The sequence below is a fragment of the Micromonospora sp. RB23 genome (genome assembly GCF_053585025.1).
Genome location: NZ_CM132111.1, coordinates 4,229,075 through 4,254,320, shown reverse-complemented (window position 1 = coordinate 4,254,320; position 25,246 = coordinate 4,229,075). Strand labels below are relative to the sequence as shown.

The 25,246-nt window shown below is 71.2% G+C and carries 21 protein-coding genes; 14 read left to right on the top strand and 7 right to left on the bottom strand.

Annotated elements, in window-relative coordinates:
• The first annotated feature begins 650 nt into the window (after positions 1 to 650).
• The 4 genes from ACTFTM_RS19570 (at position 651) to ACTFTM_RS19555 (ending at position 4,706) form a co-directional block, all read left to right on the top strand.
• Positions 651 to 2,186 carry a pectate lyase family protein gene (locus tag ACTFTM_RS19570; protein WP_449561923.1) on the top strand — a complete coding sequence of 512 codons (1,536 nt, stop codon included), beginning with the start codon at positions 651 to 653 and terminating at the stop codon, positions 2,184 to 2,186.
• A 202-nt stretch (positions 2,187 to 2,388) separates the two neighbouring features.
• Entirely contained in the window at positions 2,389 to 3,078 is a 690-nt protein-coding gene (locus tag ACTFTM_RS19565) for a TMEM175 family protein (protein WP_449561922.1), read from the top strand.
• Positions 3,079 to 3,162: 84 nt separating this feature from the next.
• Positions 3,163 to 3,921, top strand: coding sequence for a GNAT family N-acetyltransferase (locus tag ACTFTM_RS19560; protein ID WP_449561921.1), 759 nt, complete (start codon positions 3,163 to 3,165; stop codon positions 3,919 to 3,921).
• Positions 3,922 to 3,980: 59 nt separating this feature from the next.
• Positions 3,981 to 4,706 (top strand): tetratricopeptide repeat protein, encoded by a 726-nt coding sequence (locus tag ACTFTM_RS19555; RefSeq protein WP_449561920.1) that lies wholly within the window; start codon positions 3,981 to 3,983, stop codon positions 4,704 to 4,706.
• Between the two features lie 13 nt (positions 4,707 to 4,719).
• Here the strand turns inward: ACTFTM_RS19555 and ACTFTM_RS19550 are convergent, their stop codons facing one another.
• From ACTFTM_RS19550 to ACTFTM_RS19540, 3 genes are read right to left on the bottom strand one after another with little or no spacing between them, the layout of a single operon-like run.
• The gene (locus ACTFTM_RS19550) at positions 4,720 to 5,418 is read right to left on the bottom strand and encodes an NADPH-dependent F420 reductase (protein WP_449561919.1); all 699 of its coding nucleotides are present in this window, start codon (positions 5,416 to 5,418) and stop codon (positions 4,720 to 4,722) included.
• Between the two features lie 28 nt (positions 5,419 to 5,446).
• Entirely contained in the window at positions 5,447 to 6,478 is a 1,032-nt protein-coding gene (locus ACTFTM_RS19545; RefSeq protein ID WP_449561918.1) for an LLM class flavin-dependent oxidoreductase, read from the bottom strand.
• Positions 6,471 to 7,520, bottom strand: a complete 1,050-nt coding sequence (locus tag ACTFTM_RS19540) for an LLM class flavin-dependent oxidoreductase (protein WP_449561917.1) — start codon at positions 7,518 to 7,520, stop codon at positions 6,471 to 6,473. The genes ACTFTM_RS19545 and ACTFTM_RS19540 overlap by 8 nt, the downstream gene beginning before the upstream one ends.
• A 108-nt stretch (positions 7,521 to 7,628) precedes the next feature.
• Between ACTFTM_RS19540 and ACTFTM_RS19535 the strand changes: the two genes are divergently transcribed.
• The 4 genes from ACTFTM_RS19535 to ACTFTM_RS19520 all read left to right on the top strand — a co-directional run bounded on the left by ACTFTM_RS19535 (position 7,629) and on the right by ACTFTM_RS19520 (position 13,459).
• Positions 7,629 to 8,120: a MarR family winged helix-turn-helix transcriptional regulator gene (locus ACTFTM_RS19535; protein WP_449561916.1), complete on the top strand. Its 492-nt coding sequence runs from the start codon at positions 7,629 to 7,631 to the stop codon at positions 8,118 to 8,120.
• A gap of 83 nt (positions 8,121 to 8,203) precedes the next feature.
• A complete protein-coding gene (locus tag ACTFTM_RS19530; protein ID WP_449561915.1) occupies positions 8,204 to 9,394 on the top strand; it encodes an MFS transporter in 1,191 nt (396 codons plus the stop codon).
• 79 nt (positions 9,395 to 9,473) lie between these two features.
• On the top strand, positions 9,474 to 10,091 hold the full coding sequence (locus ACTFTM_RS19525; protein WP_449561914.1) for a VOC family protein: 618 nt from the start codon (positions 9,474 to 9,476) through the stop codon (positions 10,089 to 10,091).
• A gap of 368 nt (positions 10,092 to 10,459) precedes the next feature.
• Complete coding sequence (locus ACTFTM_RS19520) at positions 10,460 to 13,459, top strand: glycoside hydrolase family 95 protein (protein ID WP_449561913.1); 3,000 nt, start codon at positions 10,460 to 10,462, stop codon at positions 13,457 to 13,459.
• Positions 13,460 to 13,494: 35 nt separating this feature from the next.
• Here ACTFTM_RS19520 and ACTFTM_RS19515 read toward each other — a convergent pair whose 3' ends face one another.
• On the bottom strand, positions 13,495 to 14,157 hold the full coding sequence (locus ACTFTM_RS19515) for a response regulator (RefSeq protein ID WP_449561912.1): 663 nt from the start codon (positions 14,155 to 14,157) through the stop codon (positions 13,495 to 13,497).
• Positions 14,158 to 14,173: 16 nt separating this feature from the next.
• Positions 14,174 to 15,301, bottom strand: a complete 1,128-nt coding sequence (locus ACTFTM_RS19510; RefSeq protein WP_449561911.1) for a sensor histidine kinase — start codon at positions 15,299 to 15,301, stop codon at positions 14,174 to 14,176.
• A gap of 144 nt (positions 15,302 to 15,445) precedes the next feature.
• On the opposite strand from ACTFTM_RS19510, the gene ACTFTM_RS19505 reads away from it, so the two are divergent.
• From ACTFTM_RS19505 to ACTFTM_RS19495, 3 genes are read left to right on the top strand one after another with little or no spacing between them, the layout of a single operon-like run.
• Positions 15,446 to 16,435: a carboxymuconolactone decarboxylase family protein gene (locus tag ACTFTM_RS19505; RefSeq protein ID WP_449561910.1), complete on the top strand. Its 990-nt coding sequence runs from the start codon at positions 15,446 to 15,448 to the stop codon at positions 16,433 to 16,435.
• A gap of 9 nt (positions 16,436 to 16,444) precedes the next feature.
• A complete protein-coding gene (locus ACTFTM_RS19500; protein ID WP_449561909.1) occupies positions 16,445 to 16,897 on the top strand; it encodes a DUF6220 domain-containing protein in 453 nt (150 codons plus the stop codon).
• Positions 16,894 to 18,633 carry a multicopper oxidase family protein gene (locus ACTFTM_RS19495; RefSeq protein ID WP_449561908.1) on the top strand — a complete coding sequence of 580 codons (1,740 nt, stop codon included), beginning with the start codon at positions 16,894 to 16,896 and terminating at the stop codon, positions 18,631 to 18,633. The genes ACTFTM_RS19500 and ACTFTM_RS19495 overlap by 4 nt, the downstream gene beginning before the upstream one ends.
• Positions 18,634 to 18,699: 66 nt before the next feature.
• On the opposite strand, the gene ACTFTM_RS19490 is transcribed toward ACTFTM_RS19495, so the two are convergent.
• Complete coding sequence (locus tag ACTFTM_RS19490) at positions 18,700 to 19,746, bottom strand: glycoside hydrolase family 11 protein (RefSeq protein ID WP_449561907.1); 1,047 nt, start codon at positions 19,744 to 19,746, stop codon at positions 18,700 to 18,702.
• A gap of 473 nt (positions 19,747 to 20,219) precedes the next feature.
• Between ACTFTM_RS19490 and ACTFTM_RS19485 the strand changes: the two genes are divergently transcribed.
• From ACTFTM_RS19485 to ACTFTM_RS19475, 3 genes are all read left to right on the top strand, one after another.
• Positions 20,220 to 20,672 (top strand): Fur family transcriptional regulator, encoded by a 453-nt coding sequence (locus ACTFTM_RS19485; RefSeq protein ID WP_449561906.1) that lies wholly within the window; start codon positions 20,220 to 20,222, stop codon positions 20,670 to 20,672.
• A complete protein-coding gene (gene katG, locus ACTFTM_RS19480; protein ID WP_449561905.1) occupies positions 20,669 to 22,945 on the top strand; it encodes a catalase/peroxidase HPI in 2,277 nt (758 codons plus the stop codon). Before ACTFTM_RS19485 ends, katG begins: the two co-directional genes overlap by 4 nt.
• A 139-nt stretch (positions 22,946 to 23,084) precedes the next feature.
• Positions 23,085 to 23,699: a dihydrofolate reductase family protein gene (locus ACTFTM_RS19475; RefSeq protein ID WP_449561904.1), complete on the top strand. Its 615-nt coding sequence runs from the start codon at positions 23,085 to 23,087 to the stop codon at positions 23,697 to 23,699.
• A 67-nt stretch (positions 23,700 to 23,766) separates the two neighbouring features.
• Here the strand turns inward: ACTFTM_RS19475 and ACTFTM_RS19470 are convergent, their stop codons facing one another.
• Positions 23,767 to 25,155, bottom strand: coding sequence for an extracellular catalytic domain type 1 short-chain-length polyhydroxyalkanoate depolymerase (locus tag ACTFTM_RS19470; protein ID WP_449561903.1), 1,389 nt, complete (start codon positions 25,153 to 25,155; stop codon positions 23,767 to 23,769).
• Between the last annotated feature and the right edge of the window lie 91 nt (positions 25,156 to 25,246).

Genomic DNA, 25,246 nt, shown 5'->3' with positions numbered 1-25,246 from the left:
GGGGAACGCCGGTGCGGCGGCCGGGAGTCGACGCCGGATCGGCCCGCGCGCCGGCGGTGGAGCGGGGACGGCGACGCGAGGATGACGATGCGGCGAGCGGGTCCGGCGGGACTGCGGCACCCTCCTTTGTCGACCGGCTCGCGGGGCGGGCGGCCGCTCTGCTCGTTCGCGGCTCGCGGGTGAGTGCCGCACAGCGAGCGCGCGAAACAGTTTCTCGTAACCAGGAATTTATTTCTTTCGATGCCCCCGTGTCAACGCCACACCACCACTCCCGGACCCTCCTCCCTCCCCCCTCCCCGCCCCCGCCCCCAACCCGTCGTGGCGGTCGGCGTGTCGTGGCGATAACTTCATGATCACTGGAGCCTGGGGGCGTGCTGCAACAAACCTGCAAACGGTAGGTGTTGCTTCCCGGAAAACGCTTTCCTACGATCGTGTCACGTCGATGTTTCGTCCCCGGAATGATCGGGTGCGCCTCGGGGTGCTGCCGATCGCGTGCCGCTTGGCCAGCGGCTCCGCCTCGGACGTCAGGGCAACAGTATTGCCGATGATCGATGTGTAATTGAATGTCGCCTATTCCGGGTGGTGCGACGGCCGTCGTCTGACGCCTTCCGGCATCGACGCGTCACTCGATTCTTCGAAAGTGAGGCGAGATGAGACCAACACTCGTACGCCGTCTTCCGGCGGCACTCGTGACGGTGGCCGTCGGGGTCGCGGCCGGCGTGACTCTGCAGGGTCCCCGGCCGGCGGCGGCGGTGGGCGCCGCCACCGGTTACGCCACCCAGAACGGCGGGACCACCGGTGGCGCGGGAGGGCAGACGGTGCGCGCCAGTACGGGCACCGCGATCCACGCGGCCCTGTGCGGACGGGCCAGCAGCAGCACCCCGCTCACCATCGAGGTCACCGGGACGATCAACCACGGCAACACCAGCAAGGTGTCGGGATCGAGCTGCAGCACGGCGGACGGCGTGATCGAGCTGAAGCAGATCAGCAACGTCACCATCATCGGGGTCGGCAGTGGAGCCGTCTTCGACCAGGTGGGCATCCACATCCGTGACTCCCGCAATATCATCATCCAGAACGTCACGGTCCGGAACGTGAAGAAGTCGGGTTCGCCGACCTCCAACGGCGGGGACGCCATCGGCATGGAGAGCACCGTCCGCAACGTCTGGGTCGACCACGTGACGCTGGAGGCGTCCGGCGGGGAGTCGGAGGGGTACGACGGCCTCTTCGACATGAAGAACGACACCCAGTACGTGACCCTGTCGTACAGCATCCTGCGCAACTCGGGGCGCGGTGGTCTCATCGGGTCGAGTGAGAGCGACCTGTCGAACGGCTTCGTCACGTTCCACCACAACCTGTACCAGAACATCGACTCCCGTACGCCGTTGCTGCGCGGCGGCGTCGCCCACATCTACAACAACAGCTACGTGAGCCTGAACGAGTCCGGCATCAACTCCCGGGCCGGTGCCCGAGCCAAGGTCGAGAACAACCACTTCCGCAACTCGAAGGACGTCCTGGGGACCTTCTACACCGACGAGCGCGGCTACTGGCAGGTCAGCGGCAACATCTTCGACAACGTCACCTGGTCCACCCCCGGCGGCGACAACTACCCCGCCGGCCCCGATCCGACGTCCACCACCACCGTCAGCATTCCGTACTCGTACCGGCTGGACGGCGCGAGCTGCGTGCCGAATGTCGTCGGCCAGACGGCGGGCGCCAATACGGGTCTGCGGGTGTCCGACGGAAGCTGCTCGCCGCAGACGCCAGCGCCCACCACGCCAGCGCCGACCACCCCGCCACCGACCACGACGCCACCCAGCGGGACGAATCTCAGCCTGGGTACCGGCGCGGACGGTTCCAGCAAGGCCAGCGGGACCAGCTACGGCAACGTGCGCGACGGCGACATCGCCACCTACTGGTCGCCGGCCGGCTCGACCGGTTCGATCTCGATCAAGTGGGGATCCGCCACAGGGGTGTCCCGCGTGATCATCCGGGAACCCTCCGGGACCCAGGGCTCCATCGGGTCCTGGCAGCTCGTCAACCACGACACCGGCGCCGTCCTGGCCTCTGGTTCGGGTGCGGGTGCGATCACGTTCGCCGCGACGACGCTGAGCAAGATCACTTTTAAGATCAACAGCTCCAGCGGTACGCCCCGGGTCGGCGAGTTCGAGACGTACGCCAGCTGACCATCCAGTGTCGGGCACGCGCTGAGGAGCGGTATTCCGCAGAGGCATGAATATGACCCTGCGGAATGCCGCTCTTCAACCCGTCGCCATGGCGGGCAGGCAACGGCCCGTCGCCGGGCTGAAGACCGGCGACCGGCTCGGGTCGGGTGTCCCGACGTGCAATCACGGTCGGTCGTCACGGCGTCACTGTTAGCATGCGGCAATGTCCGCAGGTCAACGGGGGATCCAGGCAGGCGACAGCGATCCCGCGGTGACCGACGCGGGTCGTCTGGCGGCGTTCAGCGACGGCGTGTTCGCCATCGTCATCACCCTGCTGGTGCTCGACCTGCGGGTGCCGGATTTCCACGAGGGCGGGCTGGCCGAGGGGCTCCTCGGCGAAGGGCCGTCGTACCTGGCCTTCGTCGTGTCGTTCATCTATGTCGGGGTGCTCTGGCTGAACCATCACGCCGTGCTGCAACTGGTCCGGGGCACCACCCCGGCGTTCAGCTCCATCAACCTCGGCATCCTCTTCGGCGTGGTGATCATTCCGTTCCCCACCGCCGTCCTGGCGTCGGCGCTGGCCGACGGCAACACCGACGACCTGCGGGTGGCGGTCGTCCTGTACGCGTTCGCCGCGTCACTGATGTCGGCGCCCTGGTGGGTGCTCTTCTCCTATGTCCGCCGCCACCCGGCGCTGCGGGCCGACACCATCAGCCAGGACCAGGTGCGGGTGCAGGAGGTCCGCCCGATCGTCGGCCTCGTCCTCTACGGCCTGACCGGTGTGCTCGGCTGGCTGGTGAACCCGTTCCTCGGGCTGGTCGGCGTTGTCGTGATGATCATTTTCCACGGCGCCACCAGTCAGGGCGTGCGCTCCGGGCTGCGGTGGCCGAGGCGCGACACCCGCCGGCGCTGACCCCTCCGCCGTACCTCGGTTCGCGCAGGTCGCGGCGTTGCGGCTATGTTTGCCCACGCTCGGGGGAGCGTCAGGGGGTAAGGCATGAACATCATCGGCGATCGGATGGCGGCGGCGTACGACGTGGCCATCGAAGATCTCTGTGGGGCGACGCCGAAGGGGCACTACGCGCGGCGGGGCACCGCCCGCGCGGCGGTGACCCAGGCGGGTGCGGCGACGCTGAACGTGGCGTACGACCTGTCACGGGATCCGGATCTCGAAGCCCTGCACGAGATGGCCGTTGAGGTGTCCGGGCAGGTGGAGGCGTGGTCGATCATGGTCCGGGTCGACGCCGACGGCGCGGTGGCCGATCTCGCGACCCGCCACGGGCTCACCGCGCGCAGCGAGCTGCCCCTGCTGGCCTGCGGGGTGGACGAGCTGGTCCTCCGGGCGGACGAGGCGCAGCGCGAGCACGTGCTGCGGGTCGGCGCGGCGGACAGCGATCGGTACACGGACGTCCTCACCCGGGGCTTCGACGCACCGGACGGTCTGTTCGGGTCGCTCATGGGCGGCGCGGTGCTCGACGCCGAGCGGATCGACGGCTACCTGTACGAGGAGGACGGCCAGGCCCTCGGCACCGGTCTGGGGATGCGCACCCGAGATGTGGTCGGCGTCTTCAACATCGCCGTCGTACCGGATGCGCGTGGTCGTGGCCTGGGCCGCGCGATCACCGAGAAGGTGGTGCGCGACGGCATCGCGGCCGGCGCGGACGCGGCGTACCTGCAGTCCAGCGCGCTCGGCCGACCGCTGTACGAGTCGATGGGCTTCCGCTTCCAGGAGAACTGGATCGCCTTCCATGCCTGAGCTGCCACCGCCCGGGCCGGACAGCCGCGACCAGCCGGGACGGACGAGGGGAACCGACCGTGAGCTTCAGTGACGACGTCCGCTCGGCCTTTCGCCGGGGGGAGACCGACGCGGTGGTACGGATGAGTGCGGCCGAGATCGAGCGCGCTCGGACCGTCGGCGACGCGGCGGGTGAGGTGGAGGCCCGTTACAGCCTGGCCCGGGTGGCGATTCGTGGCGGGGACCTGGCGCTCGGCGAGACGCGGGCGCGGGAGGCCCTCGACGTCGCGGTGCGCTCGGGCGACCGTGCCTTGGAGGAGCGGCCGAGGCACGTGCTGGCGGCGGTGGCGCGGATGGCCGGCGACCTGGACCGGGCGCGGGATCTGTACCGCGCGAGCATCGCGCTGAACGAGTCGCTGGGCCGGCCGGAGACCGTGAACTCCGAGACGCACAACCTGGCCTTCTGCGAGCTGGGTCTCGGCAATCTCGCCGAGGCGCGGAGGCTGTTCGCCCTCAGCCGTACCCGGGTGTTCGCGCACGGCTGGGACGACTTCGTGCCGTACGTCTGCGTGGCGGGCGCGGCGCTCGCCTCCGCCGAGGGTGACCATTCGCGGGCGGCGCTCATGGTCGGTCTCGCGGACGCGGCGTTCGCGGCCATCGGCCAGGTGCCCGACCCGGACGACGCCGCCGACCTCGCCGCCGTGCGCGACGCCGCGATCGGGGCGCTCGGCCCCGCCGCCTACGCCGCCGCGCAGGAGCGGGGTCGCCATCTCGATCCCCGTACGGCGTTCGACGACGGGCACTGAGAGGCCCCGCGGGTCAGGCCGACCGGGCGGCGGCCACGGCCTGGCCGCGCGCCGACTCGGGAAACCGCCGGAGCATGGCGCGCACCTCGTCGGCGCTGACGTTGGCGCCGAACAACTCGCTGCCCGGTTCGAGGCGTACGCCCTCGGCGAGCGGGCCGGCGACGACCGGGTCGAAGCCGAGGGCGTCCACCAGCGAGGCCACCGGCGCGAGGTCGGCCTCGTCGTCACCGGCGATCGCGATGGCCTTGCGGCCGGCCGTGCCCGTCGGCCGCGCCTCGTCCTCGAGATCGTGGTAGCCCATGTGGTTGAACGCCTTGACGACCCGCGACCCGGCCAGGAACGCCTGGACGATTTCGCTGGACGAGGTGCGCGGATCGGTCAGGTCGTCGCGGATGCCGTCGACCTCCCACCAGTAGTTCATCGCGTCGACGACGAGCTTGCCGCGCAGAGCCTCGACGGGGAGCGCACGGTACTTGCCCAGCGGGAGGGCGAGGATGACGATGTCGGCGTCCGCCACGGCGTCGGCAGCGGTGGTCGCCACCGCCCCGGGCGTGAGCACCTCGATTGTCAGGGCGATCTTCGCCGGATCGCCGGAGCCGGCGACGAGCACCCGGTAGCCGGCGGCGAGCGCGAGCCGGGCGAGGACGGTGCCCACCTTGCCGGCGCCGAGGATGGCGAGGGTCCGTGGTCGGTCGGAGCCGCTGTCGTTCATGTCTTCCTCTCCGAGGGTGGCCGGCGGGTCAGCTGGCCAGGATGTCGCGGACCATGGGGATCACCCGGGAGCCGTACAGCTCCACGGCGCGCATCCGGGCGCTCACGGGCTGCGCCCCGGCGGTGTAGATGAGGTCGAAACGGCCGACACCGAGGCCGCGGATGGCGGCGGCCATCCGGCGGGCGACCGTCTCCGGCGAGCCGATGTAGAGCGAGCCGTGCTCCACCTCCGAGTCGAACTCCTGGCGGCGGATCGGTGGCCAGCCGCGCAGCGCGCCGATCCGGTCGCGCATGACCCGGTAGTACGGCCAGTACAGCTCCTTCGCCTCCTCGTCGGTGTCGGCGACGAAGCCGGGCGAGTGCATCCCGACCGGGTGCGCGGTGGTGCCGAGCTGGTCGGCGGCCCGGCGGTAGAGGTCGATGTAGGGCGCGAAACGCTCCGGAGCGCCGCCGATGATGGCGAGCATGAGCGGCAGACCGTACCGGGCGGTCCGTACCACCGACTGCGGTGAGCCGCCCACGCCCACCCAGGTGGTGAGGTGTCCCGACTCCGTCTTGGGAAAGACGTCGGCGTCGGTGAGCGGGGCGCGGGTGGTGCCGCTCCAGGTGACCGGCTGCTCGTCGAGCAGCTTCGCGAACAGCTCGATCCGCTCCTCGAACAGCACGTCGTAGTCGGCCAGGTCGTAGCCGAACAGCGGGAAGGACTCGGTGAACGAGCCCCGGCCGAGGATGACCTCGGCCCGCCCGTTCGACAGCGCGTCGACCGTGGCGAAACGCTGGAAGACGCGGACCGGGTCGTCCGAGCTCAGTACGGTGACGCCGGAGGAGAGCCGGATCCGCGAGGTACGGGTGGCGATGCCCGCCAGCACCGTCTCGGGTGTCGACACCGAGTACTCCGGTCGGTGGTGCTCACCGAGGGCGATGACGTCGACGCCGAGCTCGTCGGCCAGCACCGCCTCGTCCACGACCTGCCGGATGGCGACGGCGTGGGAGACGGGCTTGCCGGAGTCGTCCTCCGGCACGTCACCGAAGGTGTCGAGGCCGAACACGAGATCAGACATTTGTGGGCTCCTTCGTCAACAGCTCCCGGACCCGTGGCGCGACCTCGCTGCCGAGCAGCTCGATGGTGCGCGCCCGCGCCTCGCGAGGCAGGTGCATAATGTCGTACTTCAGGTCGAACCGACTCAGCCGCAGGTCGCGGGCCATTGTTGCGATCTTGCGAGCGACGGTCTCCGGCGACCCCACGAACAGCGCCCCGTGGTCGATCTCGGCCTCGTAGCGCGCGCGGTCCGGCTTGTAGAAGCCGCGCTCCTCGGCGAGCCGCGCCACGGTCGGCTGCCAGTACCGCCACCACGTCTCGACGGCCTCCTCGTCGGTGTCCGCGACGAGGCCGAGCGAGTGCTGCCCGACCGGCTGTGCGGCCTGCCCGAACTGTTCGAGTGCCCGGTGGTAGAGGTCGACGTGGCCGGCGAACCGCTGCGGACGTCCACCGATGACCGCCAGCATGAGCGGGAGCCCGTGCCGGGCGGCGCGGATCACCGAGTTGGGGCTTCCTCCGACGCCGATCCAGGTCGGGATTCCGCCCGGCCGCATCCGCGGGTGCAGCCGTTGCGCGACCAGAGGGGTGCGGACGGTTCCGGACCAGGTGACCGTTTCCTCCTGCTGAAGCCGGAGGAAGAGGTCCAGCTTCTCCTCGAACAACCGCTCGTAGTCCGCCAGGTCGTAACCGAACAGGGGGAACGAGTCGGTCGCCGATGCCCGCCCGAGGACCAGCTGGGCCCGGCCGTCGCTGACCGCGTCCAGGGTGGCGAACTCGTGGTAGAGCCGTACCGGGTCGTTCGTGCTGAGGACGGTGACCGAGGTGCCGAGCTTGATCCGGTCGGTCGCCGTGGCCATCGCCGCGAGCAGGACGGGTGTGGCCGAGTCGTTGTGCCCCTCCCGGTAGTGCTCGCCCAGGCTGAACACGTCGAGCCCGACCGACTCCGCGAGTCGGGCCTCGTCCACCAGCAGCCGGACGGTCTCGGCGTCGCTCAGGATCCGGTCGCCGTCGGTGGCCACCTCGCCGAACGAGTTGAGCCCCAGTTCGAAGGATGCGGCGGACATGTCTCCTCCTCGGCGTTCCTCGCCGTCGACACGCGGGAAGTGGCCTCCCCGGTTGACGTGTCAATGATGCTAACCTGCTAATTGACACGTCAATTCCCGGAGGGTTCGATGGTCGACACCACACCCGGACGGCGTAGGGGTCGCCAGTTGCCGACGGCGGAGGAGCTGCGGATCTGGCGGGACTTCGTCGAGACGACGGAGGTGCTCACCTCCCGGGTCGGCTCACGTCTCCAGGGCGACTCTTCCCTCTCGGCCGGTGACTACGCCGTCCTGCTCGCCCTCACCGAGGCGCCGGGTCGACGGATGCGCTCCTCCGCCCTGGCTGCCCACATCGGGTGGGAGCGGAGCCGGCTCTCGCATCACCTGGGACGGATGGAACGGCGCGGGCTGATCCGTCGCGAGGAGTGCGCGACGGTCCCGCGCGGGGCGGAGGTGCTCCTCAGCCCGGCCGGGGCCGAGGCGTTCCAGCGGGCCACCTACCCGCACCTGCGCACCATCCGGGAGTTGTTCGTCGACGCTCTCACGCCGGACCAGCTCCGCGCGGCCGGCGACATCGCGCGGGCGCTGCGCGAGCACCTCGGGCCGCGCGACGACGAGTAGTCGGCGCATGGTGGGCGGCACATCGGGTACGCGCCAGCGGCCGTCGAGCCCGACGAGCGCCGCCCAGCCCGAGGAGCGCCGACATGCCGATCGCGGGACGGATACGACTCGCGCCGAACGTCTCCCTGGTGCTGCTGGCGTCGATCCTCGTGTCGTTCCTGGCCGCCTCGGCCGCCCCGACCCCGCTCTACGGGATCTATCAGGAGCGCTGGCACTTCTCGCCGGTCACGACCACCGTGGTGTTCGCGGTCTACGCGCTCGCGGTGCTGGCATCGCTGCTCACCTTCGGCAAGCTCTCCGACCACGTCGGCCGGCGTCCGGTCCTGGCCGCCGCGATCGCCGTGCAGATCCTGTCGCTGCTGGTGTTCGTCCTGGCCAACGGCGTACCCGCGCTGCTGGTCGCCCGCCTCGTGCAGGGACTTGCGGCAGGGGCCGCCACGGGCGCCGTCGGCGCGGCCATGCTGGACATCAACCGTGTCCGCGGGACGCTCGCGAACTCGATCGCACCCGGCCTCGGCACCGGCAGCGGGGCGCTCCTCTCGGCGCTGTTCATCCGCTATCTGCCCGCGCCGACACGGCTGGTGTACGTCGTCCTCGTCGCGGTCCTGCTGATCCAGGCCGTCGGGGTCGCGCTGATGCCGGAGACCGTCACGCGGATGCCGGGCGCGCGCCGCAGCCTGCGGCCGGAGATCCGGCTGCCGCGCTCGGTACGCGGGCCGGTGCTGGTCGTCGCTCCGGTGCTGTTCGCGGTCTGGGCGCTGGCCGGTTTCTTCGGCGCGCTCGGCCCGGCGCTCGTGCGTAGCCTCATGGACACGTCGATCGTGGTCGCCGGTCTGGTGCTCTTCGTCTTCGCGCTCTTCGGGTCGGTCGCTGTCCTGCTGTTGCGCGACACCGCCGCGCGTACGGTGATCCTGACCGGGATCGTCGCCCTCATCCTCGGCATGGTCGTCACGGTGGTCTCGGTCATGGCCGGGTCCGTACCCGGGTTCTTCGTCGGTCTCGCGCTCGGCGGCGTCGGCTTCGGCGGTGGTTTCCAGGGCAGCCTCAAGACGATCATGCCGTTGGTCGAGGCGCACGAACGCGCCAGCGTGCTGTCGCTGCTCTACGTCGTCAGCTACGTCGGTTTCGGCCTTCCCACCGTGATCGCCGGCTTCCTCGTCGTGTACGCCGGGGGCCTGCCGCGGACCGTCGACGAGTACTCCGTCGCCGTCATCCTGCTCGCGGTGGTCGCCCTGTTCGGGTTGCGGAGGGCGGCGAGGGCGGCACCGGTCTGATGCCCCGAACGCCGCACCTCGCCCCGGCGCAGGACGTAGCGTGGTTGTCGACGGTGGGCGGCACACCCGGGAGGTCGCGATGAGTCCGAAGGCCGGCCGGGGAGACCCGGGCCTCGCGAGCCTCGACGTCAAGGTCGAGGTAATCGTCATCGCGGTGTCGGACGTCGACCGCGCGAAGCGTTTCTACCAGGGCCTCGGCTGGCGACTCGACCAGACGCCGCCCGGGATCGTCCAGCTCACCCCGCACGGCTCCGCGTGCTCGGTGCAGTTCGGCGAGCAACTCACGTCGGCGGCGCCGGGTTCGGCGACGGCGTACCTGGTCGTGTCGGACATCGAGGCGGCTCGCGACGCGCTGGCGGCCGCCGGCGTCGAGGTGGGCGACGTCTTCCACGTCACCCCGAACGGGCCGGCCGACGGCCCCGACCCGGAGCGCCGCAGCTACGTCTCGCGCGCCACGTTCCGCGATCCGGACGGCAACACCTGGCTCATGCAGGAGATCACGACCCGCCTGCCCGGGCGCGTCGAGAGCGACCTGACGTCGTACCGGTCGGCGACCGATCTGGCGGGCGCGCTGCGGCGCGCGGCGGCGGCCCACGGCGCGCACGAGGAGCGCACCGGCCAGCGGGACGACAACTGGCCCGACTGGTACGCGACGTACATGGTGGCCGAGCAGTCGGGGGCGACGCCGCCCGAGTGAGCGGCACCCAGCCGCGCCGCCGGTCCACGAGGGCCGTCGCGGCGCGGCTGACGCATTCATCGGACGTATGGCTGACCGTCGCCGGACTCCTGCGGGTGCCGTGAACGCGTCTCGCGATCCCGGCCCCGGCCCCGGCCGCGGCCGCGCCTCGATCGTCACACGCGACCACCGAGCGGCAATCCGCCAGCGATCGACCGTTGCCTATTGCGTGACGCCGGAGTAATCTTCCCGAAACACATCGGACGTTTGGTCGTCCACGGGTCTGCCTACGACCTGCGCTGCACGGTCGGTGCCACCGCGCGGATCCACTATCGGGGGTCGTCGTTGTCGCGCTTGGGTGGCCGCACCGGTCACCGTTTGGAGGATCGATGTCAGACCTGACCCGGCGGCAGGCCCTCAAGATCGGCGCGGCCGGCGCGGGTGGCGCCCTGCTGCCGCTGCCGTGGACGGCGACCGCCAACGCCGACTCCGTCGCGCCGCCGCAGGTGCTGGCCGCCAACGACCTCGCCCTCTGGTACGACGAGGGCGCCGGCACGGACTGGCTGCGGGCCCTGCCCATCGGCAACGGCCGGCTCGGCGCCATGGTGTTCGGCAACGTCGACACCGAACGACTTCAGCTCAACGAGGACACCGTCTGGGCCGGCGGCCCGCACGACCCCAGCAACACCAGGGGCGCGGCCGCGCTGCCGGAGATCCGGCGCCTGGTCAACGCGAACCAGTGGACGCAGGCCCAGGACCTCATCAACCAGACCATGATGGGCAACCCCGGCGGGCAGTTGGCGTACCAGACCGTCGGCAACCTCCGGCTGGCCTTCGGGTCGGCCAGCGGAGCGTCCCAGCACAACCGCACGCTCGACCTCACCACCGCGACGGCCACCACGTCGTACGTGCTGAACGGCATCCGCTACCAGCGTGAGGTCTTCGCCAGCGCGCCGGACCAGGTCATCGCGATGCGACTGACCGCCGACCGCGCCACCTCCATCAGCTTCACGGCCACCTTCGACAGTCCGCAGCGCACCACGGTGTCCAGTCCGGACGGCACGACGATCGGCTTCGACGGCGTCTCCGGCAGCCAGGAGGGCGTCACCGGTCAGGTGCGCTTCCTCGCCCTGGCCAATGCCACCGTCACCGGCGGCAGCGTGTCCAGCTCGGGCGGCACCCTGCGGGTCACCGGCGCCACCAGCGTCGTCCTGCTGATCTCGATCGGCTCCAGCTACGTCAACTACCGCAACGTCGGCGGCGACTACGGGGGCATCGCCCGGCAGCGCCTGAGCGCGGCGCGCGCCTACAGCTACGACCAGTTGCGCACCCGGCACGTCGCCGACTACCAGGCGCTGTTCGGCCGCGTCACTCTGGACCTGGGCCGCACCTCCGCGGCCGACCAGACGACCGACGTGCGCATCGCCCAGCACAACAGCGTCAACGACCCGCAGTTCTCCGCGCTGCTGTTCCAGTTCGGGCGGTACCTGCTGATCTCGTCGTCGCGGCCCGGCACCCAGCCGGCGAACCTCCAGGGCATCTGGAACGACTCGCTGACCCCCTCCTGGGACTCGAAGTACACGATCAACGCCAACCTGCCGATGAACTACTGGCCGGCCAACACGACCAACCTGGCCGAGTGCCACAACCCGGTCTTCGACATGGTCCGGGAGCTCGCCGTCACCGGAGCGCGGACCGCCCAGGTGCAGTACGGCTCCGCCAGTGGCTGGGTCACCCACCACAACACCGACGCGTGGCGGGCCACCGCCGTCGTCGACGGCGCGTTCTGGGGCATGTGGCAGACCGGCGGGGCCTGGCTGTCCACGTTGATCTGGGACCACTACCTGTTCAACGGCGACATCGAGTTCCTGCGGACGAACTACCCGGCCATGAAGGGCGCCGCGCAGTTCTTCCTCAACACCCTCGTGACCGAGCCGACCCTCGGTTACCTGGTCACCAACCCGTCGAACTCACCGGAGCTCAGCCACCACTCGAACGCCAGCGTGTGCGCCGGACCCACGATGGACAACCAGATCCTGCGGGACCTCTTCGACGGCGTCGCCCGCGCGAGCGAGATCCTCGACGTGGACAGCACCTTCCGGGCCCAGGTGCGGGCCACCCGGGACCGCCTCCCACCGATGAAGGTCGGCTCGCGCGGCAACATCATGGAGTGGCTCTACGACTGGGTGGAGACCGAGCCCAACCACCGGCACATCTCCCACCTGTACGGGCTCGCGCCCAGCAACCAGATCACCAAGCGCGGCACTCCGCAGTTGTTCGAGGCCGCCCGGCGGACGCTGGCGCTGCGCGGTGACGACGGCACCGGCTGGTCGCTGGCCTGGAAAATCAACTTCTGGGCGCGGATGGAGGAGGGCAAGCGGGCCCACGACCTCATCCGCTACCTCGCCACCACCGCCCGGCTCGCCCCGAACATGTTCGACCTGCACCCGCCGTTCCAGATCGACGGCAACTTCGGCGCCACGGCCGGCATCGCCGAGATGCTGCTCCAGAGCCACATCGGCGAGCTGCACATCCTGCCCGCGCTGCCGCCGGCCTGGCCCAGCGGCCGGGTGACCGGCCTGCGGGGTCGCGGTGGACACACGGTCAGCATCACCTGGGCGAGCGGCGCGGCCACCGAGGTGCTGGTACGACCGGACCGCGCCGGCACTGTCCGCCTGCGGTCGCGGTTCCTGACCGGCACCGTCAGCGTCGTCGACACCGCCGACGGCACGTCACCCCGGGTCACCCGGGTCGAGTCCGATCTGGTCGAGGTGACCGTGCAGGCGGGACGCACCTACCGGGTCACCAGCACGGGCGCCGCCACGCCGACGTTGGAGCAGAGCTTCACCAACGCGGGCATCACCAACGACAGCAACACCAACGTCGGCAACTTCGACGGCAACGGGGCCACCCTGTCGGCGCAGGCCCTGGCGCAGGCGGGCGCGAGCCCGGGCAGCACGGTGAGCCGCAACGGAGTGAACTTCCGCTGGCCCAACGTCAGCCCCGGCACGGCCGACAACGCCATCGCCTCGGGCCAGACCATCGGCATCAGCGGCACAGGCAGCACGCTCGGCTTCCTCGTGACCGGCACCTACGGGGCCGTGTCCGGCACCGGAACGGTGGTGTACGCGGACGGCACCCGCCAGACGTTCACCCTCGGCGCTCCCGACTGGTACGGCGGCCCGGTGTCGGGCGCGACCGCCGCCATCGTGTCGGCGTACCAGAACCGACCCAACAACGGTCGACAGGCGACGGCGGCGTGCATCTACTACGTGGGCGTCGCCCTGCAGAACAAGGCGGTGACCCAGGTCGTGCTGCCCAACATCAGCGCCCGGGCGGCGGCCAACGTGCCGACGATGCACGTCTTCGCCATCGCCATCGGGTCCTGACACCGGCCCGCGTCGCGCCGCCGGTGACGGCACGGTCACCGGCGGCGCGGCGTGACCAGTCCCGACTCGTACGCCCACACGACCAACTGGGCGCGGTCCCGGCAGTGCAACTTCGTCATGGCCCGGTTCACGTGCGTCTTGGCGGTCAACGGGCTGATCACCATGCGCTGCGCGATCTCGTCGTTGGTCAGTCCCCGGGCGACCAGCTCGACGATCTCCTGCTCCCGGGCGGTCAGCACGTCCCGGCCGGCCGTCGGTACGACCGGCGGTGGCCCGGCCACGAACTCGCTGATCAGCGTACGGGTCACGGCCGGCGCGAGCAGCGCGTCGCCACCGGCCACGACGGCGACGGCCTGCAACAGGTCGGCGGGGTCGGCGTCCTTGAGAAGGAAACCGCTCGCGCCCGCGCGGAGGGCGGTGAAGACGTACGAGTCGAGCCCGTAGTTGGTGAGGATGAGGACGCGGGTCGCGGCGAGGTCCGGATCGGCGGCGATACGCCGGGTGGCCTCGATCCCGTCGAGTCCGGGCATCTGCACGTCCATCAGCACGACATCCGGGCGTAGACGTCGTGCGAGCTGTACGGCCGACGCGCCGTCGGTGGCCTCGCCCACGACCTCCAGGTCGTCCTCGGCGGCCAGTAGGGCCCGGAAGCCGGCCCGCATCAGCGCCTGGTCATCGGCGAGCAGGACCCGGATCATCGGTGCGAGCGCCCGGTCATGCCGGCCCGTCCAGCGGGAACGTGGCCCGCACCGTGAACCCGTGGTCGTCGTTGGCGGTGGCCACCAGGGTGCCGCCCAGCCCGGTGACCCGCTCGCGCATACCGCGCAGTCCCACGCCCGGCGTCGGGGGACGGGCCCGCGAGGCCTGCCCGTCGTCGCTGACCGCGACGGTCAGCCCGGCCGGCGCGTACTCGACGTGGACGCGTGCGGTCGCGGGACCGGCGTGGCGGGCCACGTTGGTCAGGGCCTCCTGGACGACCCGGTAACCGGCCTGGTCGACCTCGTCCGGCAGACGCCGTGGCGGACCGGTGACGGTCACCTGGACCGGCACGCCGACCGCCCGGGTCCGTTCGGCGAGTTCGTCGACCCGGGCCAGCCCGACGCGGTCGTCGTCGGGCGCGCGCAGGACGTCGAGGGTGGTGCGCAGTTCACGCATCGCGGCGGCGCTGGCCTCCTGGATCGCCAGTAGCGTGGCCGAGGGCTCCGTGCCCTGCTTGCGGGCCAGGTGCACGGCGATCCCGGCCTGCACCTTGATCACCGAGATGCTGTGCGTCAGGGAGTCGTGCAGGTCGCGGGCGATGCGCAGCCGCTCCTCGCCGGCTCGCCGCAACGCCGCCTCCTCGCGGGTGCGTTCGGCCTCGACGGCCCGCTGCTCGACCTGCTCCAGGTAGGCCCGACGGTGCCGGCCGACCAGCCCGGCGACGTTGGCCGCCACGAACCATCCCAGCAGCAGCGCCGTCCGCTCGACGATGAGCTGGTTCGGACGGTCGACCGGCGCCACCGAGACGTCGCGGGCGAGGAAACCACCGAGGAAGACGACGCTGGCCACGATGGCCGCGAACCGGTGCCCCCGCCACGCGGTCACGTAGACCGCGCCGAGAACGGGGAACGCGGCGGACACTCCGGAGTGCACCCGGACGTGCAGGGCCAGCATGGCGACGGTCACCACGCCCAGCGCGAGCACCGGATGCCGCCGGCACACGCCCAGGGCCGCGGCCATGACGAGGACCAGGGCGACGTCGAGGGCCCCGACCGTCGCGGCGTCCGGTGCGAGCGCGGCGTTGCCGAGCAGGAGACCGCCGAGGGCGAGGCCGCTGAGGACGTACGGCAGGTCGCGGCGCATGGTCGCACTGTAGAACGGCCGCCGTCGCTGGAGCATCCCGCGCGTGCGGTAGATCAGGCGTACCACGGTCGTGGTATCCCGGCGGCGTGAAGTGTCTGCGCCGGCACGACGTGTTCCGCGGCCGTCGCCGCGAGCATCGACCGCATGACATACCGCTTCTTCACCCCCGTCCCCCCGAGGGCGGCCACCGGCCGCACCGCGGAGGTCTACCAGCAGCTACGCGAGGACTTCCTCGGACCGCTGCCCACCTTCCAGGCGCTCTCGGCCGTGCCCGAGGTGCTGGCCGCGACCTGGTCGCTGCTGCGCGAGGCGCTGCTCGCCGGCGACACGTCCCGGGTCGACCGCGAACTCGTCGCGGCCGTGGTGTCCCGGGCCAACGGCTGTCAGTTCTGCCTCGACGCCCACGTGCTGCTGCTGCACGCCCTGGGCGAGCACGGGTTGGCCGAGGTCGTCGCCCGGGGCGAGACTCCGGCCGAGCCGGGACACGCCGAACTCGCCCGCTGGGCCCGGGCCAGCCGCAGCCCTCGCGCCGGCGACTGGACCAGTCCGTACGGTCCCGAGATCACCGGCACCCTGCTCGCGTTCCACTTCGTCAACCGGGTCGTCTCGGCGCTGCTCGACCCCGACCTGCTCCCCGGCGGGCTGCAACGCGCCCCGCTGGTGCGCTCGGTCGGTGGACGGCTGTACGCCAGGTCCGCCCGCGAGCCGAAGGCGCCCGGACGCAGCCTCGGGCTCCTGGACGCCAGCACGACGCCGCCGCCGGCCTGGGCCGGGGACAGTCCGGTCGGGCTCGCGTACGCGTCGTTGCGGGACGCCGCCACCCGGGGCGGCGAGCTGCTGGGTGACGTGGCCCGCCAGACCGTGACGGCCACCGTGCGCTGGGAGGACGGGCGGTTCCCGACCCGGCCCGCGGACTGGGCCGTCGACCTGGTCCGGGACGTGCCCGGCCGGGACCGGGTCGGAACGCGGATCGCGTTGCTGGCGGCGTTCGCGCCCAGCGCGCTCAGCCAGGGCGACGTGGCCCTGTGGAAGCTGTCGCACCCCGCCGACGCCGACCTCGTCCGGATCGTCGCCTACGGGGCGATCACCGCCACCGACCACGTCGCCCGGGCGTTGACCTCGGCGCAGCTCTAGGAGCCCAGCATGCGAAAGGCATTCGTCGTCAGCAGCGGCCTGCTCCTCGCCGCGTTCGCCCTCCAGTTCGTCTTCGCCGCCGTCGGCGCGTTCACCAAGCCGGCCGGGGACGGCGCGTACGCCCTGCACAGCGTCAACGGCATGGCGGTCATCCCCGTCCTCACCCTGCTCACCGTCCTGTTCGCCGCGCTGGCCAGGGCGCCCGGTCGGCTCGTCGGGCTGGCGGTCCTGCCGCTGGGCCTGGTCGTCGTGCAGGCGCTGCTCGCCATGCTCGCCAACGCCGGCACCGACGCCGTCGGCGTCAGCACGCCGTTCGGCCTGACCATCGGTGGGCTGCACGCGGTCAACGGCATCATCGCGGTGCACGTCGTGGTCGGCGTCATGCGGGGAGCGCGCCGGCTGGCCGCCGGCACGCCGACGGGCGACGCGCCTGCGGTCGTACCCCAGGGGGAGCCGGCATGACCACCGCGTCGCTGCTCGCGGCGGACCTCGTCCTGGCGATCCTGGTCGCCGCCGGCTGGCTGGGCGGCGGCGCCGCGGCGGCCGCCCGGCGTCGGCCGCTGGCGCTCGCGCTGGCCGCCGTCGCGCTGCTCGCCACGCTCGCGCGCGTGACCACAGTGGTCGCGCTCGCCCGGGCCGGCTGGTGGTTTGCCGCGGAGAAGGTCGTCGTCGCCGCGCCGCTGTCGCTCGCGGCGGTCGCCGTCGCCGGGCCGCGGCTGCTGCGGGCCGCGGGCGACATCCGGTCCGTCGCGGTGCCGCTCCTGTTCGCCGGGTACGCCGGGAGTGCCGCCCTGCTCGTGACGGTCCTGCACGGCTACCCGGTGTCGGCGTCGGTGGGGCTGCTGGCGGTCGCCGGGATCGTGGCGGCGACCGGGCTGTCCTGGCGTCTGCTCGACGCGCGCCCGTCCCGGACGGTGTCCCGGGTCGCGGTCGCGGTGGCGGTGGCGGCGCTGCTGGCCGGTACCGGATTGGCCGTCACCCCGGGGGCGGCACCCGCCGCGCCGCACGACCACGGGTACCCGCAGGCCCGGATCCCCGACGAACCCACCCGGCGGTTCACCCTGACGGCCGGTACCGCCACGGTGCGCGTCGGTGGCCACGACGTCGCGGCGTGGGCGTTCGACGCGCAGGTACCCGGGCCGGAGTTGACCGCCTCCGTCGGCGACGTCGTGGAGGTGACGCTGCGAAACCGGGACATCGGGCGGGGCGTCACCCTGCACTGGCACGGGTACGACGTGCCGAACGGTCAGGACGGGGTGCCCGGGGTGACGCAGCCGGCGGTGCTGCCGGGTCAGGAGTTCGTCTACCGGTTCCGCGCCGACCAGGCCGGCACGTACTGGTACCACACCCACTCGGTGTCCGACGTCGGCGTACGGATGGGCCTCTACGGCGTCCTCGTGGTGCGTCCCGGGCCGACGAGCGGCCTCGACGTGACGGTGCCGGTGCACACCCTGGCGGGTCGTCCGCTGCCGGACGCGCGGGTGGAGCAGGTCGAGGCCGGCGTTCCGGTCCGGCTGCGATTGATCAACACGGACAGCACCACGCACCGCTACGCGCTGGCCGGGACGGATTTCCAGGTCGCCGCGATCGACGGCTACGACCTGGGCGGTCCGACGTCGGTGCGGGACACCGCCGTGCTGATCCCGGCCGGAGGGCGCTACGACCTGGTGTTCACCGCCCCGGCCACACCGGTGGCGCTGTACGTCGACGGACGCCGGGTCTACTCGACCGGCGCGGTGTCGACGGCGACCGACGGCTGGCCCGTACTCGATCCGCTCAGCTACGGCCGGCCGGCCCCGACGCCCTGGTCCCGGTTCGACAGGGAGTTCACCCTCGTCCTCGATCGCGGCCTGGACCTGCGCGGACTGCTCCCGCGGTACGCCCACACCGTCAACGGCGCCGCCGATCCGGACATCCCGCCGCAGGTCGTCCGCCGTGGTGACGTCGTCCGGTTCACGATCGTCAACCGGTCGCAGACCGTGCACCCGTGGCATCTGCACGGCCATCACGTGCTCGTGCTGTCCCGCGACCGGCGGCCCGCCACCGGAAGCCCGCTCTGGTTGGACTCGTTCGACGTCCGGCCCGGTGAGGTGTGGGAGGTGGCGTTCCGGGCCGACAATCCGGGAGTGTGGGCCAACCACTGCCACAACCTGGGGCACGCCGACGCCGGGATGATGCTGCACCTCGTGTACTCGTGAGCAGCCGGGCAGCGCCCGGCCCCCGTCGCGTGGCGGCGGGGGCCGGGGCGTGGTGCGGTGGTGCGGTCAGCTCGTGCGACAGCTGATCGTCGGCCAGGTCCAGTTGCCGTTGGCCATGATCGTGATCCCGAAGTTGTTGCCGTTGCCGTTCGGTCGGGCGGTCACCGTCCCGCTGGTGCCGCTGACGGACGCGTTCCAACTGTTCTGGATGGACTGACCGCCGTTGAGGTTGAGGCTGACGATCCAGTTGTTGGTGCCGCTGACCGCGACGTTCAGGTTGAACCGGTCACCCCACTGCTGACCGGCGGAGAGCGTCGCGGTGCAGTTGCCGCCGCCCGGGTTGCCGGTGGTGGGCCCGGAGGTCGGTCCGGAGGTCGGGTTGCCGCCGCTGCCCTCGGACACGGTGACGTCGGAGCTGCCGGCGCTCTGGTAGCCCTCGGTCGCCATGATCTGGTACGCGTGGTTCGTGCCGAGGTTCAGGCCGGCGCGGGCCCAGGCGTCGAAGTGGTTGGCGGTGGTGATGGTGCCACTCGAGCGCTTGTTCTGGCGGACGCTCCAGTACTGGTAGAACGTCTGGTTGCCGTCGATCGACGGGGCGTTGGTCCGCAGGCTGCGCAGGATGTCGTAGGTGCCGCCGTCGGTGGTGACCGTGCCCAGTCGGGTGGCGCCGTTGCTCGGGTTGTAGCTGCCGAAGTTCTCGACCACGTAGTACTCGATCAACGGGTTGCGCGTCCACCCGTACAGGGCGAGGTAGGTGTTGTTGTTCCCCGGGTTGTAGTTGGCCGAGTAGGTGACCGTCCGCCGCGAGCCGGTGGCCCAGCCCTTGCCGCCGACCCAGTTGTTGGTGCTGCGGTCCCAGCTGCTGGAGTACCGGCCGTTCTCGCGCAGCGTCATGCTGGCGTTGCCGCTGTCCTTCCAGAAGGAGAAGTAGTAGCCGTTGTGCGTGCCGGTCAGGCTCGAGGTGAGCGTCCGGTCGGCCTCGGCGTACGCGCTGGTGGCCGTGACCGCGACCGTGCCCGTGACGGCCAGGACGACCGCACAGGCGGCGCCGAGGAGCAGCCGTATCCGGCCGCGCCTCGGTGCTGCGGTGGGAGTGTGGTCGGTGTCGATCATGTAGGTGTTTCCTCCTCGTCACGGCTGGCGCGGGGCCAGCGGTGCGGTGCGACCCGGCGGGCTGTCGGCCACGGAGTCGTGCCGCGTGGTGGTGGTTGACCGGATGTTCCGCACGACGACCGGAGGCGGCAGTCGTGGCGCGGATGGTGACGGCAATTGAGTGTCGTCGATGGGGACGGTATTGAGCCGGTCGTCCACTTGTCAACATTTTCCGGAAGGTCTGCGCCGGTGAGCGTCCCGCTGCTGTGCCCGCTCCGGCGGGCATATTTCGAGGTCAGTTGTCGATCAGGGGCGGTGCCTACGAGGGTGATGGTCGGCCGGTCCCGGGACAACATCAGACGAATCTCGCTCGGAACTTCCGGAGACTTTCCGGACCCTCGACTGCGACGGAGGAGCCCCTGGGTGGTCCGCGCGACGCGCGATCGGGGAAAACTTGATCCGTTCCAGAAAAGTGAGCTAGTGTGCAGCGCGTGATGTCCGACCTCGAAGCGCAGCTGAGAGGGGTCTCGTTGCGAGTGACGCGACCCCGGCTGGCCGTGCTCGCGGTGCTGCGGGATCACCCCCACGTCGACACCGACACGGTGATCGCGCTGGTCCGGGCGGACCACCCCACCATCTCGCACCAGGCGGTGTACGACGTGCTGCGCGCGCTCACCGACGCGGGTCTGGTGCGGCGCATCCAGCCGGCCCGCGCGACCGCCCGCTACGAGTCGCGGGTGGGGGACAACCACCACCACGTCGTGTGCCGCTCCTGCGGCGCCATCGCCGACGTCGAGTGCGCCGTCGGCCACGCACCCTGTCTCACCGCCTCGAACGACCACGGGTTCGTGGTCGACGAGGCGGAGGTCGTCTACTGGGGCACCTGCCCCGGTTGCGCGGCCGACCGCACCTCCCAGCGATCCGCCAGTTCGGAAGGAAGTACATGAGCGACACCCAGGACAACGCCCCCACCAGCGCGCAGGGCGTGGACCAGAAGGCCGCGGCCGGCTGCCCGGTCGCGCACGACTCGGTGACCGCGCACGGCAGCGAGAGCGAGAACCCGGCGATCGACTCGCCGACCCCGAAGACCGGTGGTCGTCCGCGCACCAACCGGGACTGGTGGCCCAACCAGCTCGACCTCTCGGTGCTGCACGCCCACTCGCCCAAGGGCAACCCGCTCGGGCCGGACTTCAGCTACGCCAAGGAGTTCGCCAAGCTCGACGTCGAGGCCCTCAAGCGGGACATCACCGAGGTCCTCACCACCTCGCAGGACTGGTGGCCGGCCGACTTCGGCCACTACGGCGGCCTGATGATCCGCATGAGCTGGCACGCCGCCGGCACCTACCGCATCGAGGACGGCCGTGGCGGCGCCGGTGACGGTGGGCAGCGGTTCGCCCCGCTCAACAGCTGGCCGGACAACGCCAACCTGGACAAGGCCCGCCGCCTGCTGTGGCCGGTCAAGCAGAAGTACGGCCAGAAGATCTCCTGGGCGGACCTGCTGGTGCTCGCCGGCAACGTGGCCCTGGAGTCGATGGGGTTCAAGACGTTCGGCTTCGGCTTCGGTCGTGAGGACGTGTGGGAGCCCGAGGAGATCTTCTGGGGTCCGGAGGACACCTGGCTGGGCGACGAGCGGTACGCCTCCGAGAAGGAGATGGCCGCCGGCGTCGGTTCGACCGAGATGGGCCTCATCTACGTCAACCCGGAGGGCCCGCGCGGCAACGCGGACCCGGCCGCGGCGGCGCACTTCATCCGTGAGACCTTCGGCCGGATGGCGATGAACGACGAGGAGACCGTCGCCCTGATCGCCGGTGGCCACACCTTCGGCAAGGCCCACGGCGCCGGTGTCGCGGACAACCACGTGGGCCCGGAGCCCGAGGGCGCCCCGATCGAGGCGCAGGGTCTGGGCTGGCTGAGCACCCACGGCAGCGGCAAGGGCGCCGACACGATCACCAGCGGTCTCGAGGTGACGTGGACCGACGTGCCGACGCAGTGGAGCAACCGCTTCTTCGAGATCCTGTTCGGCTACGAGTGGGAGCTGACCACCAGCCCGGGTGGCGCGAAGCAGTGGGTCGCGAAGGACGCCGAGGAGATCATCCCGGACCCGTTCGACCCGTCGAAGAAGTACCGGCCGACGATGCTCACGACCGACCTCTCGCTGCGCGTCGACCCGGCGTACGAGAAGATCTCGCGCCGCTTCCTGGAGAACCCCGACCAGTTCGCGCTGGCCTTCGCCAAGGCCTGGTACAAGCTGCTGCACCGCGACATGGGGCCGATCGAGCGCTTCCTCGGGCCGTGGGTCGCCGAGCCGCAGCTCTGGCAGGACCCGGTGCCGGCCGTCGACCACGAGCTGGTGGGTGACGCCGACGTCGCCGCCCTCAAGGCCAAGGTCCTCGACTCGGGCCTCACGGTCGAGCAGCTGGTCTCCACCGCCTGGGCCTCCGCCGCGAGCTTCCGCAACACGGACAAGCGCGGCGGCGCCAACGGCGCGCGCATCCGCCTGGAGCCGCAGCGCAGCTGGGAGGTCAACCAGCCCGAGCAGCTCGCGACGGTGCTGAGCACGCTGGAGGGCATCCAGCGGGAGTTCAACGCCGCCGGCGGGGCGAAGATCTCGCTCGCCGACCTGATCGTGCTGGCCGGCTCGGCCGCCGTCGAGAAGGCGGCGCGCGACGGGGGCGTCGAGGTGACCGTGCCGTTCCGGCCGGGCCGCACCGACGCCACCCAGGAGCAGACCGACGTCGACTCCTTCCGGGTCCTCGAGCCGCGCGCGGACGGTTTCCGCAACTACCTGCGCGCCGGCGAGAAGACCCAGCCGGAGGTGCTGCTCATCGACCGTGCGTACATGCTGAACCTGAGCGCGCCGGAGATGACCGTCCTCGTCGGCGGCCTGCGCGCCCTCGGGAACAACGTCGGAGGCGCGTCGCACGGCGTCCTCACCGACCGGCCGGGCGTGCTCACCGGTGACTTCTTCGCCAACCTGCTCTCCCCGGGCACCCGGTGGAAGGCGTCGGAGACCGACGAGCACGTGTACGAGATCCGCGACCTGGCCACGGACGAGGTGAAGTGGACCGCCACCGCGGTCGACCTCATCTTCGGCTCCAACTCCCAGCTGCGCGCCCTCGCCGAGGTCTACGCCAGCCAGGACGCGCGCGAGAAGTTCGTGCGCGACTTCGTGGCCGCCTGGACGAAGGTCATGGAGCTCGACCGGTTCGACATCGCCTGATCCCGCCGTACCCGACGAGCCCCGGCCAATCGGCCGGGGCTCGTCCGCGTTCGGCGCGGAGGGCGGTATCCGTCGTACGAGTTTGCGATGCTGTGCCCGTCTACGAGCCCGACAGCATCTGACGTGAAGGAGTACCGCGATGGCGAAGGTCATCTCCACGCTGTTCATCTCGGCCGACGGCGTGGCCGAGATCGACCCGGACTGGCACTTCCCGTACTTCGACGAGAACATGGGCCGTGCCGTCACCGAGGACTACGACACGTCCGACGTGCTGCTCATCGGCCGGGTCACCTACGACAGCTTCGCCGGGGCCTGGCCCGACCGGGAGGCCGCCGGTGGCGAGGACGCCGGGTTCGCCAAGCAGCTCGGTGACGTCCGCAAGGTCGTCGTCTCGCGCCAGCCGTTGGACTTCTCGTGGCGCAACTCGGAGGTCATCGCCGGCGATCTCCCCGAGGCCGTCGCCGCGCTCAAGGCCGATCCCGGGATCAGGGGCATCCTCATCCCCGGGTCGATCTCGGTCGTGCAGCAGCTTCTCGCCGCCGGGCTGGTCGACGAGCTGCGCCTGCTGGTGCACCCGGTGGCCGCCCGCAAGGGGCGCCGGCTCTTCGACGACGGCGATACCCCGTACCACCTGCGGGTCATCGCGACCGAGTCGTTCCCGACGGGCGTGCTCCGCGTGATCTACGCGCCGACGGCGGCACCCGGCGCGGTCGGCTACGACGAGGTCGTCGAGAAGGTGCCGGCCGGCAAGTGAGTCGAGCCGGCCCCGCCGCCGCGGGCGACGGGGCCGGCTCGATCTGGTCGCGACGGGTCGCTGCCGGTCAGGCGAGCGCGCAGGTCGCGCCGTTGAGGGTGAACGAACTCGGCCGTGCGGTGTTGCCGGTGTGTGTGGCCTGGAAGCCGATGGTCACCGACCCGTTCGGTCCGATGCTGGCGTTGTAGGCGGCGTTGCGGGCCGTCACCTGGCCGGACGTGGGGGAGTAGGTCGCGTTCCAGCCCGAGGTGATGCTCTGGCCGCCGGGCAGGGTGAACACGAGCGACCAGCCGTTGACGGCGCTGGTTCCGGTGTTGGTGACGGTGATGTTCTCCGTCAGGCCGTTGTTCCAGGCGTTGATCGCGACACCCACCCGGCACGCGCCCGAACTCGGCGGCGGCGTGGTCGGGTTCGGTGGCGGGGTCGTCGGGTTCGGGGGCGGCGTGGTCGGGTTCGGCGGCGGGGTCGTCGGGTTGGGCGGGGGCGTCGTCGGGTTCGGCGGCGGCGTGGTCGGGTTCGGCGGGGCGGTCAGGCCGAAGAAGGCGACGGCGGCGGCGGCCATGCCGCCGGCCGGCAGGGTGTGCCCCGCGCCCTGGATGCTGTACGCCTCGACCTGGACGGTCCCGTTGGCGTCGGCGTACCGGCGGCGGTTCCAGTTGGTCTGGGGCGTGTCGGTGGAGGTGGGTGTCTGGCTGAGCCCGAACACGTTGGTCCACTGCTCGATCGTCTCCTGCAACAGCGAGAACGGGACGAGCGTGTCGCTGGTGCCGTGCCACAACTGCACCCGTGGGCGGGGACCGGAATAACCCGGGTACGCCCCGCGCACGGCGTCACCCCACTGCTGCGGGGTCCGGTTCATGTTTCCGCCGGTGCACTGGCTGCTGCCGGGCGGGTAGTCCGCCGCGTTGGCGAAGCAGTTGTAGGGGACACCCATGAACGCCGCGCCGGCCTTGAAGACGTCGGGGTACAGGGCCAGCATGTGGTTGGTCATCATGCCGCCGGACGAGCTGCCGGTGGCGTAGACCCGGTCGGGGTCACCGCCGTACTGCTGCTGCGCGTAACGGATCATCGAGATGATCGACACGGGGTCGCTGCCACCGCCACGGCGCTTGGCGGCGTCGGACCAGGTGTCGAAGCAGTTGCCGAAGCCGGCCTGCTGGGTCGCCGTCGGGTAGATCACGATGAACCCGTACCGGTCGGCCTGGGCGGCGAACTCACTCCCGGAGTAGAAGCCGGGGCCGGACCCGCCGCAGCCGTGCATGGCCACGACGATCGCGGGCTTGGCCGGGCGGGTGTCCGGCACGTAGACGTGCATACGCATCCGGCCCGGGTTGTCGCCGAACGTGGTCACCTCGGTGAGCGAGGCGGCGTACGCGGGTTGGAGCGCGGGGGCCACCAGGCCGGCTGCCACGAGTGACGTGACCAGGCCGAGCAGCAGTTTCCTTCGGATCTTCACGGGGATGACTCCTTCGATCACCTGTGCGGGGTGGGTGTGGGGTGGCGCGCTGTGCGGTCACGGGTGCGCCCGACTCCCGTGGTGATCGCGC